A 12,785-nucleotide genomic window follows, 5' to 3' on the forward strand; every position below is an offset into this window, starting at 1 on the left:
AACTCCTTACGCTTTATTTAAATCAGAAGTGACAGGTTTTTTAGCGGGTTCTTTTTTAACGACTTCGCTAATATTGGGTCGCAGAATATGCAGGCATACAGCCGTAACAATGACGCCGATGGCCATATCAATGACGTACCACATCGCACCTTTATTCACGCCAGCAATGGCAATTAAGCCACCGTGCGGCACCATAGATTCAACGCCATGAATCATCGCCAGACCGGCACCTACGGCGCTGCCAATAATGATTGAGGGGAGAACGGTTTTAAGGTTTTTAACGGCAAAAGGAATGGCACCTTCGGTGATACCAATTAAGCCCATAAACGCGGCGGAGGTACCCATGCGTCTTTCATCTTCCGCCCATTTACGGCGCGAGATTAACGTCGAGAGCGCAATACCCAGCGGCGGAATAGCGCAGGCGATACGGTAGGCTCCGTTCGGGCCATATATTCCTTCAGCCATCAACGCCAGGGTAAATGCCGTCGCGGTTTTATTCACCGGTCCGCCCATATCAAAGGCAGCCATTGCTCCGAGAATTAAACCGAGAACCAGGCCGCTGCCACCCTGCATATTCGACAACATGGCCACCAGCCATTTCATCGCCATACCGATGGGGCCAATCAGCACGTACAAATAAAGCATGCCGACCAGGCAGCTGGTAACGATAGGGATAATCAGGATCGGCATCACTGGCATCAGCACTTTGCCGACCTTCCAGGTCTTGACCCATTTCGCGACGTAGCCACTCAGGATGCCGAGCAGCATCGCACCGAGAAAGCCGGTGACCACATGCGCTTCGCCGAGCGGTGTGGCGGCCATAAATCCGGTGACTAAGCCGGGCGTCAGGCCTGGTTTGCCAGCAATGGAATAGGCGATATAGGCGGCGAGCACCGGGATCATCATGCCCAGCCCGGCGCTCCCGATGGCTCCAAGGTTTAGCAGGAATGGATTGGTGACCACAATGCCTTTGCCCGGCGTGGGTTCTCCACCCACCAGCGACAGCGCCAGGCAGATCCCGCCGACCACCACCACCGGCATCATATAAGACACCCCGGTGCTGAAGGCTTTGACTAAATCATCCTTAATGGTTTTCATCGTATCCGACATTTTTATTCCTCCCGATCTCCGCGATCGCAGTGCTATGGCCGAATAAATCCGCAGGCATAATTGCCTGAACACAGAAATAACGGAGGTCACAGAAATTTATTTAACGTTGTTATGCACGTTGGTTTCTGCGAAAAATAAACGCAATTTTACGCAGGGTTATTGTGCAAGCTGTTCGGCTTTATTAATGATCGCCGCCGGATTACGAATGACCTCAGCCGGGTTTAATGAAATAATCCGGCCTGCGTCTTCTTTTTCTTCAAAGCGCTCCACGCCCTCAATACCGATGGCGACGGCCATAATCACCACATCCGCTTCGGCGATGTCTTCTTCGCTTAATTCATTTTCAATTCCCATGCCGCCCTGGGTTTCGACTTTTACGTCATAACCTCTTTTTTTGCATTCCTGTTCAATGGCTTCCTGTGCCATATAGGTATGTGCGATGCCTGTAATGCATGCTGCGACTCCGACGATTTTCATCACTGACTCCTGGTCTTTTATTTATTTGGCTGATTATTTAAAGTGTTATTGCGTGGTCCTGACTTTATACATCTAATGTTTTGGTCATCAGGTTGTAGAGTACGCTGACGTTATCGGCGCGTTTTATTTCATTGCGAAACTCCTCTTTCATCAGTTTTCTGGCAAGGATGGAGAAATACTTCATATGTTGATTAGGGTCGGCAGATTTATTCACCGTCAGCATAAAGACCGTCTCAACTTGCTGGTCGCCCCAGATAATGGGTTTGGCAAGGGTCGCCATGCTGATGGTTGAATAGCGGATATGATTGGATTTGGTGTGCGGGATGGCAAAACCATAGCCGACAGCGGTGGAGAAGGAATCTTCCCTTATCCAGATATCGTCACATAATGGTTCCCGGTTATCGGTGCGATGGTGCAGCCACAGATTATCGGTCATCATTTTGATGACCTCATTTTTATCGCTGGCCTGCAAACCGCAGAGCATAAATTCCGGCGCCAGGATCGGCTTGCTGCTGACCTGTTTGACATCGGGAGCCTGCAACGCCGCTTTGACCTCAGCCGAACGTTTGAGCGTGACGGCATGCTGCGCCAGTTGCTGGCATTTCGCGAAGTTCAGCTCACGCAACGCATGCTTGACGCCGGGAATGGCGGTACCGCTCATGCTGAGTTCGTCAAAACCCATGCCGGTGAACAGCGGCAGGAAATCCGGGCTGGCTCCCAGCTCGCCGCAGATGCCAATCCATTTACCGGCACGATGTACCTCTTCGGCAGCGAACTGCATGGCACGTAAGAAGGAGGGGGCGTAGTTGTCGTACACATCCGCCACCTGGGAATTGCCGCGATCGGCGGCGAAGAAATACTGGGTCAGGTCATTGCTGCCGACGCTGAAAAAGTCGGCGTAGGCAGCGATTTCAGGAATGGCGAAGATAACCGAAGGCACTTCCAGCATCACGCCTAATTCGATGCCATCGTGTAAGGCAACCCGGCGTTATCCATCTCCTGCATCACCGCAGACAGCACCTCACGACACCAGATCACCTCATCAACGTTCGAGATCATCGGAATCATGATTTTGGCCGGTCCATGTGCGGAGGCGGTCAGAATTGCTTTCAGCTGCATGCTGAACAAATCCCGGTAAAGCCGATATGTGCGTACCGCGCGGAAGCCAAGAAAGGGATTCTTTTCGTCACCCATATTCAGGTAATCCACCGGTTTATCACCGCCGATATCGAAGGTACGAAAGATCACTGGTTTGCCCGCTGCGCACGCCATGACAGCGGTGTAAAGCGCGGCCAGCTCGGCATAATCAGGCGGGGTGGCGCGGTCCATAAACGACATTTCGGTACGAAACAGACCGACGCCTGCTGCGCCATTGTCAAACGCGGCAGCCGCTTCTGCCAGGCTGGCGATATTGGCAGCGATCTCGATACCATGCCCGTCTGCGGTGACGGCGGGTTGGTGGACATTTGCCAGCATCTGCTGCTGCATTTGCTGCTGTACGGCAATCTCATGACGATAATATCGCAGTACCCGTGCGTCAGGGGCGGTGATCAGAATGCCCGGATTACCGTCAATAATAATATCCTGCTGCGGATCAAGGTTCAGCGCGGAAAAGTTGATATCTGTCAGCGTGGGAATACCCAGTGAACGCGCGAGGATGGCGGTATGCGAGGTTTTACCTGTTGAGGATAATACCAGGCCAGCCAGCCAATCTTTGTTGATGCCGAGAAATTTGCTTGGGGTCAGATTGTCGGCCAGAATAATCGACGGCTCTGACAGTTCCAGGTTATTTTGTGGTAACGCGTTAGCACCATACAGCGTCATCAATAACTGGCTGGTAATATCTAATACATCGAGGGTTCTTTCTTTAATATATTTGCTCGATGAGCGGTTAAGTATTTCACAGAACTCTATCGCGGCAAGTGTAATCGCTGACCATGCATTGTTGCCGTTTTCGATAAAGCCGGTGATGGCGCTCTGGAAAGCGGCATCGGTGATAATCGATAAATGCGCCTGAATAATCTCGTGCTCAACACCGCTGCTCATCTCCAGAGCCGCAATTTTCTCATTTTTCAGGATTTCCAGACCGGTAATCACCGACTCTTTTTCCTGTGCAGCGGTGCGTTGCTGTGCCGGGCTACGTGCCAGTATCTCCTGCAACGTCAGGCTCTGGATAACCACCGGTCTGGCGATCGCCACACCGCCGCTGATGCGTGATCCCTGGATAAAACTCAGTTGTGTTTCCCGCAGGGAACGTGGCAGATAACCTGCTGGCGCTGCGGGTTCTTCTTCCTGCGTCATTTCAAAAGACGGCAGTTTTTCCAGTAAGGCCGACAGCTGATTTGCGGCGTCGTGTGCATCTTCACCGCAGAGGGTAATTTCACAGCGATCATTGAATAAGGTATCGGTGGCGACCAGCGAAAGGGCGCTCTTTGCACTGCCTTCGAGGCCGGTACGGATATTTTTCCAGCGCACATTAGATTGAAAGGAATTACAAAGACGTTCGATGTGGCCTGCTGGTCTGGCATGAATTCCGTCCTTAAGCTCACATTGATAGCTTATTAATTCTGACATAACCACTCCCAATAAATAGCTAAGAGAAACGCTGTTAAATTTTTCCAGGCAGATGTGACACTCTGCGTTCGATGTTTAATATCCTTCCGCGTTTGCCCGGAGGATTGAATAGAAAAAATGTGTCCTTTACTTGAAAAAAGGTTTCCTTTTTTTATTTTGTGAACCTTGTCATAAATTAATGACGGCTGCGAGAGGTGGTGCCGGAATTGCTATTAAAGTTTCATTTTTACTCTTTAATGCCTGGCGGAGAGAGGAGTAAATAATAGGCATATCTCTTTAATTCCCCTGATGGTGAGTAATATGCATTTTCGTGGGCTGTTATTTGATTTGGATGGGACCTTAGTCAACTCACTGGATTTCGTCGAAGCGTCGTGGAGTGCCTGGGCAAATAGAAAAGGCTTTAACGCCGGGGAAGTACGTAATTATCTGCATGGCAAACCGGCCATCAGCACGCTGCGTCATTTTATGCCGGACGCCAGCGAGGCGACGATCGGGCAGGAATTCCTGGCGCTGGAGGATTATGAAGCTCGCAACACCGAGGGGATTACCCCGGTTGCTGGCGCCGCCGAATTCCTCACCCGGCTCAACGCGCTTAACGTTCCCTGGGGAATTGTCACCTCAGGCTCGTTGCGGGTCGCTTCTGCACGTATTCACCAGGCCGGTTTTCCGTTTCCTGGCGTGCTGGTGACCAGTGAGGATATTCAGCACGGTAAACCCCATCCGGAACCATTCCTTAAAGGTGCGCAGAAACTCAAAGTATCCCCGTCCGGGTGTATCGCCTTTGAAGATTCGGAGGCGGGACTGCGCTCAGCCAGTGCGGCGGGGAGTGTGGTGGTAGAGGTTCTGACGTCACAATCGACCGTCCATGATATTGAGGCTTACGCCACCATCCGCCATTACCTCGACCTCGCTGTGACGCATCAGCGTGGTGCCGATTTTTCTCTCAGGTTTTAACCACGGAGTTTGAAATGTCCTCAAGAAACATCCTGGCGAACGCGATTCGTTTTCTCAGTATTGATGCGGTGCAACGCGCCAAATCGGGCCATCCTGGCGCACCCATGGGCATGGCCGATATTGCTGAGGTTTTGTGGCGTGATTTCCTCAACCATAACCCGAACAATCCTCACTGGGCTGGCCGCGATCGCTTTGTGCTGTCAAATGGTCACGGTTCGATGTTGCTCTACAGCCTGTTGCATCTGAGCGGTTATGATCTGCCGCTTGAACAGCTGAAAAACTTTCGTCAGCTGCACTCGCAAACACCGGGGCATCCGGAAGTGGGATATACCGCAGGCGTGGAAACCACCACGGGCCCGCTGGGCCAGGGGCTGGCCAATGCGGTAGGGATGGCGATTGCCGAAAAAACGCTGGCCGCGCAATTTAATCGCCCCGGTCACGATATCGTCGATCATTTCACCTATGTCTTTATGGGCGATGGCTGTCTGATGGAAGGTATTTCCCATGAGGTTAGCTCGCTGGCCGGTACCCTGAAACTGGGCAAACTGGTGGCCTTCTATGACGACAACGGAATTTCCATCGACGGTCATGTTACTGGCTGGTTTACCGACGATACCGCGCAACGTTTCGCGGCGTATGGCTGGCATGTGGTTCGCGGTATTGATGGCCATGATGTCGATGCCATCAAACGTGCCATTGAGGAAGCCCGCGCGGTCACCGATAAGCCCTCCCTGTTGATGTGTAAAACCATTATCGGGTTCGGTTCGCCGCATAAAGCAGGAACGCACGATGTTCACGGTGCGCCGCTCGGCGATGCCGAAGTGGCGGCCACGCGCGACGCGTTAGGCTGGCACTATCCACCGTTCGACATCCCTTCAGAGATCTACGCGCAATGGGATGCGAAAGAGGCCGGACAGGCAAAAGAAGCGGCATGGAACAACAAATTCGCTGCGTATGCGAAAGACTTCCCGCAGGAGGCGGCTGAGTTTACCCGACGTATGCAGGGAGCATTGCCCGCGGATTTCTCCGGTAAAGCCCAGGCGTATATTGAACGGTTGCAACAACAACCCGCGAACATCGCCAGCCGCAAAGCCTCGCAGAACACGATTGAAACGTTCGGTCCCTGGCTGCCTGAGTTTCTTGGCGGTTCGGCTGATCTGGCTCCCTCGAACCTGACGCTGTGGTCAGGTGCCAAAGCGCTTAACGAAGAGTGCGCCGGTAACTATCTTCATTATGGTGTGCGTGAGTTCGGCATGACGGCGATAGCCAACGGCGTCGCGCTGCACGGTGGCTTCCTGCCTTATACCTCCACCTTTCTGATGTTTATGGAATATGCGCGCAACGCGGTGCGTATGGCGGCGCTGATGAAGCAGCGGCAGGTGATGGTTTATACCCATGACTCGATTGGTCTGGGAGAAGACGGTCCAACCCATCAGCCAGTAGAGCAGATCGCTTCGTTGCGCCTGACGCCGAATTTAAGCACCTGGCGTCCCTGTGATCAGGTGGAATCCGCAGTGGCGTGGAAATATGGCGTTGAACGCCAGGACGGGCCGACCGCGCTGATTTTCTCCCGTCAAAATCTGGCCCAGCAGCAGCGCAGTGCACAGCAGCTGCAGGATATCGCGCGCGGGGGTTATGTACTGAAGGCATGTAACGGTGAACCGCAACTGATTCTGATTGCCACGGGTTCGGAAGTTGAACTGGCAGTAACGGCATGGAACCAGCTCAAGGCGGAAGGCGTTCGGGTGCGAGTGGTTTCACTGCCTTGCACGGATGTGTTTGATAGTCAGGATGCTGCTTACCGTGAGGCCGTGCTGCCAAAAGCCGTGAGCGCGCGCATCGCGATTGAGGCCAGCATCACTGACTACTGGTACAAGTACATCGGTCTGCATGGCACCATTATTGGCATGAAAAGTTACGGTGAATCGGCACCCGCAGAGCAGCTCTACGCGGAATTTGGTATCACCGTTGACGCCATTGTGCAGCAGGCCAAAGTGCTGCTGGCGTAATCACCCTGGCCCCTGTCTGGCAGGGGCCAGCATAAGGAGAAATGACCATGTACCCTGTCGATCTGCATATGCACACCGTGGCCAGTACGCATGCTTACAGTACGGTTCATGACTACATTGCCGCAGCGGTGCGCAAAAACCTTAAACTTATCGCCATCACCGATCACGGTCCGGCCATGGTGGATGCGCCTCATGCATTTCACTTCAGCAACATGCGCATTTTGCCGCGCGTGGTGGATGGCGTGGGGATTCTGCGGGGGATTGAGGCGAATATCAAAGCTGATGGTGAGACCGATTGCAGCGACAAAATGCGTGCGGCGCTGGATGTGATTATTGCCGGGTTCCACAAGCAAGTGTTCGCCCCGGCGGATATCGTCACCCATACCGATGCGTTGATCGCAGTGATTGCCAGCGGTAAGGTGCATATCATCAGTCATCCTGACAATCCTGAGTATCCTATTGATATCCCGGCAGTGGTGGAGGCGGCAAAAGCCTGCGATGTGGCGCTGGAGGTGAATAATGCCTCGTTTGTGCATTCAAGAAAGGGCAGTGAGGGGAATTGCCGCAAAATTATTGCCGCCGTTCGCGATAGCGGCGGGATGCTATCGCTGGGAACCGATGCGCACAGCGCATTTGCGGTGGGGGATTTCAGCGCCTGCCTGCCGCTGTTGCAGGAGGCGGATTTTCCCGCCGAGCGGATTCTTAATGCTTCGCCGTGGCGCGTGCTTGAGTTTCTTGAACGTCACGGCGGTGACAGGATTGCGGAGATTGATGCGCTGCTAAAGCTCGATAACGTTGCCTCTGGGCAGACTGAGTGATTTGCGGATGGCCGACACCACCTCAGCCGGTTTCAGCAGCAGGGAGTTGATGCAGACATTCAGGATGCGGCAACCCTCAAAGCGCAACGCGTTGTCGATGGTGATATCAGAGGCAATGATGACCAGTTCGGCGTCGAGGATATTTTTTTCGCTGATTGGGTTTTTTAACCCCAGCACGCCCTGGGTTTCGATTTTGATCGAAAAATTGTAGGTTTTCGCCAGCTTTTCCAGTTGTTCGGCCGCCATATAGGTATGCGCCACGCCGGTGGCGCAGGCGGTCACCGCCACGATATGCAGGTTGCGTTCACGGGTGAAAGGATGCACTTCATCTTTTGCTGTTCGGGCCATTATAAACTTACTCCCTTGTTCTTACGCCGGTACTCAAGTGGCGTACAGTCATTGACATCCCGGAACACTTTGCAGAAATAGTTGGTATCGGTGAAACCACACTTCTCTGAGACTTCATTGATTTTCAGGTTGGTGCCTGTCAGCAACGTTTTCGAACGCGAGATCCGGGCTAACTTGAGGTATTCATTAAATTTTACGTCTGACTCACGGGAAAAAAGACGCGACAGATAGCCTGGTGAGATGTTGAAGGTCCCGGCAACGCTCTCCCGGCTAATATCCGTCTGGTAATGACTATCAATATGGCTTTTGATTTCATCGAGTAGGGAGAGAGGTCCCTTGTGGTTATTCATACCGTCGGTGATTTGGTACAACAGATCATTTAGCAGCGCATAGACGATATGGGCAAAAGTTTCGCTGGTATGGTTCTGCGCCCAGGCCAGGATCTCCGCCAGCTCAAGCAGGCGATCACGCACCGAGCTGATGGAGTTTTGCAGGTTAAATTTCTCCACCTCTTTGAACTGCGTCCCGTCCCAGTTGCTGATGCTAAACCCGACATCCTGCTTCCAGAAGACGATGGACATGCAGATCACCGGTTCTCCCCACAACGGTGAGTTCCAGCTACCGGCGGGTATATAGGTCACGGTTCCCACCGGGCGCTGGCATTTGACGATCTTATCCTCCCCTTTGGGAAGCAGCATGCTCAGCGTGCCTTTCACAGTCAGCTCAATGCGCGAAACGTGCAGGTGATACGCCATGATCGGTGCTTGTGCGTTGCCATTCGCAACCAGCACGGTTTCTGTGGTGGAGCACTGAGTGCTGAACTCGCTCAAAATTGATTGTATGAATGCGCTCATTGTCTGCCTTATACCTGCGGTTTGACGAAACTTTTCAGTATCTTAACCGCGATGGCCGTGGTTAAGGTTCCGGCGGCTACTGCGACAATGTAACCCAGATGATTGCTGACCACGGGCAGCACGATAAGCCCGCCCCAGGGCGCGGCATTGGTGGCACCAAACCATAGCGAAAGAACGGCGGCAACCGCGCTGCCGAGCATAATCGCCGGGATCACCCGCAGGGGATCGGCGGCGGCAAAAGGGATCGCGCCTTCGGTGATCCCCATGAAGCCCATGATGACGGCCGGTTTACCTGCTTCCCGTTCGACATCGTTAAAAATGCCTTTGAACATGAAGGTGGCAAGTGCCAGCCCCAGCGGTGGGGTGCAATCGGCGGCAGCGACAGCGGCCATCAGTTGTGGATTGGTGGAGATAAGCGCGACGGCAAAGAAAAAAGCGGTTTTGTTCATCGGGCCGCCCATATCGACGGCGATCATGCCACCCAGCACCGTGCCAAGAATGATAAAAGAGGCACCCTGCATATTGCTCAGCCAGACGCTGAGCCATTTCATTAACCCGGCAACCGGGTCACCAATGATGTAATAAACCGCCATGCCGGTGAGAAAGGTCCCGGCCAGCGGGATGATAAAAATCGGCAGTACCATTCTGAGAAAGTGGGGGATTTTCAGCCGGGCAATGATATTTAGCAGGCACCAGACAATCAGCCCGGCAATGATCCCCGCCAGCATTCCGCCTAAAAACCCGGCCCCCATCTGATACGCCATCAGGCCACCGATGGCACCGGGAGCAATGCCGGGCTTATCCACCATCGAGTAGGCGATAAATCCGGCCAGAATGGGAATAAACAGGGTCAATCCCGCAAGGCCAATCTGAGACATCGCTTTGAGAAAGCCGTGATCGGGGACTGCCGCCTGGTCATTGAACATCACCGCCAGTGCCAGCAAAACCCCGCCAGCGACCACAAAGGGGATCATGTAGGACACACCGGTCATAAAATGACGTTTGGTATTTTTTAATAGTTTTAACATACCCGCCTCATAACATAATTCGGCAACTAGCAAGATAAGGCACTGATTATCAGGTCACAGAGCGCTTCGGGTGTGGCTACACGCTGTGCTTTGATGACAAACTCGTCATTCATTAGCATTCGCGCCAGCGTAGAAAAATATTTCATATGCTCGTTTTCCGCTGCCGCCTGGCTGATCGTCAGCATAAAGACTTTATCCACCGGTACGCCTCCCCAGGACACCGGTTGCCGGAGCGTGGCGACGCTGATGGTGGAGTCATGAATGGCATCTGTCCGGGCATGGGGGATAGCAAAGCCGGAACCGACAACGGTAGGAAAGGGTATCTCCCTGGCCCAGATGTCCTGACACAACTTATCGCGACAGTCGGTGCGCTGGTGCAGCCAGAGGTTGTCGACCATTTTTTTGATGACTTCGTTTTTATCTGCTGCGTCCAGTTCCCACAGAATGGTTTCCGGCGTCAGCAAGGGCTTGCCAGTGTGGGATTTCGTTGCTGCTGCGGATTGCAGTAGCGCGGCGGCCTGTGCAGAGTAGTGAGTCAGATTTATTTGCCGAGCCAGCCCCTGGCAATGCGTGAAGTTTAACGATTTCAACGCATGTTTAACGGCGGGAATGGCGCTACCACTCATGCTCAGTTCATCAAACCCGATATCCACTAATAGCGGGAGCAGGGCGTTATCCGCGGCGAGTTCACCGCAAAGGGCGATGCGTTTGCCAGCACGGTGTACGTCGGTGACGGCCTGTTGCATGGCACGTAAAAAAGCCGGGGCATAGTTGTCATACACTGCACTGACACGCGGATTACCCCGGTCAGCAGCAAAAAAGTATTGCGCCAGATCGTTGCTGCCAAGGCTGAAAAAGTCGACATGTTCGGCCATGTCCGCGATGGCAAAAAGTACGGAAGGCACCTCCAGCATGATCCCCAGTTCGATGGCCGGATTGAATGGATGGCCTGCATCGCGCATCTCCTGTTTAACGGCCTCCAGTACCTCCCGGCACCAGATCACCTCCTCCGGCCGTGCAATCATCGGCAGCAGGATTCTGGCATTTCCGATAGCCGATGCACTGAGGATGGCTTTCAGCTGCATGGCAAACAGCTGGCGGTGTTGCGGATAGCTGCGCACGGCGCGGTAACCCAGCGCGGGGTTGTCTTCTCTGCCGGAGAGCAGCCAGGGCACGGGTTTATCACCGCCGATATCAAAGGTACGAAACACCACGGGTCTGCCGGCAGCGAGGGTGACTACCGAGTGATAAAGCGCCTCCAGTTCCGGGTAGTCGGGCGGGGTTTCCCGTGCCATAAATGCCATTTCGCTACGAAACAGGCCAATCGCTTCCGCTCCGTTAGCAAAAGCCACTTGTGCTTCTTCGACGCTGGCGATATTGGCGGCGATACCGATGTGATGTCCGTCCGCCGTGACGGAGGCAAGTTGGGCAAATTCCTGTATCTTTTGCCGCATCTGCTGCTGTACATCGATTTCATGACGGTAATAGCGCCGGATCTTTTCATCCAGCACGGTGATCAGGATGCCCTGATCGCTATCCAGCACGATATCCTGATCGGGTGGCAGGGTGAGGGCTGAAAAATCAATATCGGCCAGGGCAGGGATGCCCAGTGAACGTGCGAGAATCGCCGTATGAGATGTCGCGCCGGTTGATGACAGCACCAGACCAGCAAGATGCGTTTTGTCGAGAGCCAAAAACTGGCTTGGGGTGAGCGCACTGGCAAACACAATCACGGGTTCATCCGGCATCAGAAAGTTTTGTGCCAGTGACCGTTCGCTATAGATCCCGCCCAGCAACTGGGTGGCGATATCCAGCAGATCCAGGGTTCTTTCCTGAATGTAATGGCTGGAGGAGCGTTCGAGAATTGCGCTGAAGTCCATAGCGGACTGGACGATAGCCGACCATGCATTCCTATGCTCATCAAGATACCCGATCATACTGGCCTCGAAGGCACTATCGGTGATGAATGACAAATGGGCTTCAATCAGGTCGTACTCGATGCCTTCGGCTTGTGCCAGTGCCGCCATTTTGGTCCGGCGCAGATTTTCCAGCCCCTCTGTCAGACGCTGTTTCTCGCTTTGTGGACTGAACGCGTCGGTGGGGCTGCGACCCAGTAACTCAGTAAACGTTACGCCTGCCATGAAACAGGGTCTGGCGACCGCGATGCCCGCGCTGATACGTATGCCGCAAAGATACTGGGGACGTAATTCGTGTAAACAGCGGGGAAGGGAACCGGCAGCCAATACATGCTCAGCCTCCTGTTCGAGGTTGAACTCAGGCAGGCGATAGAGTAACCCTTTTAGCGCAGCCGCTGCGTCAGGCGCGTCAGATCCGCTGACGGTAATCAGGCAGATATCATCCCGTAATGTATCGGTCGCGACCAGGGAGAGCGCGCTCTTCGCACTGGCTTCCAGCTGTGTGCGGGTGTTGTGCCACACCATTTCGGCCTCAAAGGTGTTGCACAGCCGGGCGATATGCCCGGCAGGTCTGGCGTGGATCCCTTCGTTCAGTTCGCATTGCCAGGTTATTTCCACCACCATTCTGACTCCTGAAGCATCATGCCGGGATCGGTGTATCCCTCTTGTGCGGTATCTTTAACCGTTTGCCTGAGTG

10 protein-coding genes and 1 pseudogene are annotated in these 12,785 nt (G+C 53.7%); 3 read left to right on the plus strand and 8 right to left on the minus strand.

Annotation, left to right across the window (positions count from 1 at the left end):
- Window positions 1-6 precede the first annotated feature (6 nt).
- The 4 genes and pseudogenes from HA50_RS25780 to ptsP (HA50_RS31845) all read right to left on the minus strand — a co-directional run.
- Window positions 7-1,110: a PTS fructose transporter subunit IIC gene (locus tag HA50_RS25780; RefSeq protein ID WP_084879629.1), complete on the minus strand. Its 1,104-nt coding sequence runs from the start codon at window positions 1,108-1,110 to the stop codon at window positions 7-9.
- Window positions 1,111-1,266: 156 nt separating this feature from the next.
- Window positions 1,267-1,587 (minus strand): PTS fructose transporter subunit IIB, encoded by a 321-nt coding sequence (locus tag HA50_RS25785; RefSeq protein WP_084879630.1) that lies wholly within the window; start codon window positions 1,585-1,587, stop codon window positions 1,267-1,269.
- Window positions 1,588-1,651: 64 nt separating this feature from the next.
- Window positions 1,652-2,269 (minus strand): PTS sugar transporter subunit IIA, encoded by a 618-nt coding sequence (locus tag HA50_RS31840; protein ID WP_420872892.1) that lies wholly within the window; start codon window positions 2,267-2,269, stop codon window positions 1,652-1,654.
- Window positions 2,258-4,161 (minus strand): annotated as a pseudogene (gene ptsP / locus HA50_RS31845) (phosphoenolpyruvate--protein phosphotransferase); the annotation flags it as partial. The gene HA50_RS31840 and the pseudogene ptsP (HA50_RS31845), both read right to left, overlap by 12 nt.
- Before the next feature lie 300 nt (window positions 4,162-4,461).
- On the opposite strand from ptsP (HA50_RS31845), the gene HA50_RS25795 reads away from it, so the two are divergent.
- Genes HA50_RS25795 through HA50_RS25805 form a run of 3 tightly spaced genes read left to right on the plus strand, consistent with a single transcriptional unit; the run spans window position 4,462 to window position 7,942 of the window.
- The gene (locus HA50_RS25795; protein WP_084880256.1) at window positions 4,462-5,115 is read left to right on the plus strand and encodes an HAD-IA family hydrolase; all 654 of its coding nucleotides are present in this window, start codon (window positions 4,462-4,464) and stop codon (window positions 5,113-5,115) included.
- A 14-nt stretch (window positions 5,116-5,129) separates the two neighbouring features.
- The gene (tkt, locus tag HA50_RS25800) at window positions 5,130-7,124 is read left to right on the plus strand and encodes a transketolase (RefSeq protein WP_084879631.1); all 1,995 of its coding nucleotides are present in this window, start codon (window positions 5,130-5,132) and stop codon (window positions 7,122-7,124) included.
- A gap of 47 nt (window positions 7,125-7,171) precedes the next feature.
- Window positions 7,172-7,942: a phosphatase gene (locus HA50_RS25805; RefSeq protein WP_084879632.1), complete on the plus strand. Its 771-nt coding sequence runs from the start codon at window positions 7,172-7,174 to the stop codon at window positions 7,940-7,942.
- Here the strand turns inward: HA50_RS25805 and HA50_RS25810 are convergent.
- Genes HA50_RS25810 through ptsP (HA50_RS25825) form a run of 4 tightly spaced genes read right to left on the minus strand, consistent with a single transcriptional unit; the run spans window position 7,904 to window position 12,712 of the window.
- Window positions 7,904-8,290 carry a PTS fructose transporter subunit IIB gene (locus HA50_RS25810; RefSeq protein ID WP_084879633.1) on the minus strand — a complete coding sequence of 129 codons (387 nt, stop codon included), beginning with the start codon at window positions 8,288-8,290 and terminating at the stop codon, window positions 7,904-7,906. The genes HA50_RS25805 and HA50_RS25810 overlap by 39 nt on opposite strands.
- On the minus strand, window positions 8,290-9,144 hold the full coding sequence (locus tag HA50_RS25815) for a helix-turn-helix transcriptional regulator (protein WP_084879634.1): 855 nt from the start codon (window positions 9,142-9,144) through the stop codon (window positions 8,290-8,292). Before HA50_RS25815 ends, HA50_RS25810 begins: the two co-directional genes overlap by 1 nt.
- Window positions 9,145-9,152: 8 nt before the next feature.
- On the minus strand, window positions 9,153-10,172 hold the full coding sequence (locus HA50_RS25820; RefSeq protein WP_084879635.1) for a PTS fructose transporter subunit IIC: 1,020 nt from the start codon (window positions 10,170-10,172) through the stop codon (window positions 9,153-9,155).
- A 26-nt stretch (window positions 10,173-10,198) separates the two neighbouring features.
- Window positions 10,199-12,712 carry a phosphoenolpyruvate--protein phosphotransferase gene (gene ptsP, locus HA50_RS25825; RefSeq protein ID WP_084879636.1) on the minus strand — a complete coding sequence of 838 codons (2,514 nt, stop codon included), beginning with the start codon at window positions 12,710-12,712 and terminating at the stop codon, window positions 10,199-10,201.
- Between the last annotated feature and the right edge of the window lie 73 nt (window positions 12,713-12,785).

The organism is Pantoea cypripedii (assembly GCF_002095535.1).
Lineage (GTDB): Bacteria > Pseudomonadota > Gammaproteobacteria > Enterobacterales > Enterobacteriaceae > Pantoea > Pantoea cypripedii.

Bases quoted from the DNA above. Each gene is read 5' to 3' on its own strand.
- HA50_RS25780 (WP_084879629.1), bottom strand. From the start codon at position 1,110: ATGTCGGATACGATGAAAACCATTAAGGATGATTTAGTCAAAGCCTTC.
- HA50_RS25785 (WP_084879630.1), bottom strand. From the start codon at position 1,587: ATGAAAATCGTCGGAGTCGCAGCATGCATTACAGGCATCGCACATACC.
- HA50_RS31840 (WP_420872892.1), bottom strand. From the start codon at position 2,269: ATGGGTTTTGACGAACTCAGCATGAGCGGTACCGCCATTCCCGGCGTC.
- HA50_RS25795 (WP_084880256.1), top strand. From the start codon at position 4,462: ATGCATTTTCGTGGGCTGTTATTTGATTTGGATGGGACCTTAGTCAAC.
- tkt (WP_084879631.1), top strand. From the start codon at position 5,130: ATGTCCTCAAGAAACATCCTGGCGAACGCGATTCGTTTTCTCAGTATT.
- HA50_RS25805 (WP_084879632.1), top strand. From the start codon at position 7,172: ATGTACCCTGTCGATCTGCATATGCACACCGTGGCCAGTACGCATGCT.
- HA50_RS25810 (WP_084879633.1), bottom strand. From the start codon at position 8,290: ATGGCCCGAACAGCAAAAGATGAAGTGCATCCTTTCACCCGTGAACGC.
- HA50_RS25815 (WP_084879634.1), bottom strand. From the start codon at position 9,144: ATGAGCGCATTCATACAATCAATTTTGAGCGAGTTCAGCACTCAGTGC.
- HA50_RS25820 (WP_084879635.1), bottom strand. From the start codon at position 10,172: ATGTTAAAACTATTAAAAAATACCAAACGTCATTTTATGACCGGTGTG.
- ptsP (WP_084879636.1), bottom strand. From the start codon at position 12,712: ATGGTGGTGGAAATAACCTGGCAATGCGAACTGAACGAAGGGATCCAC.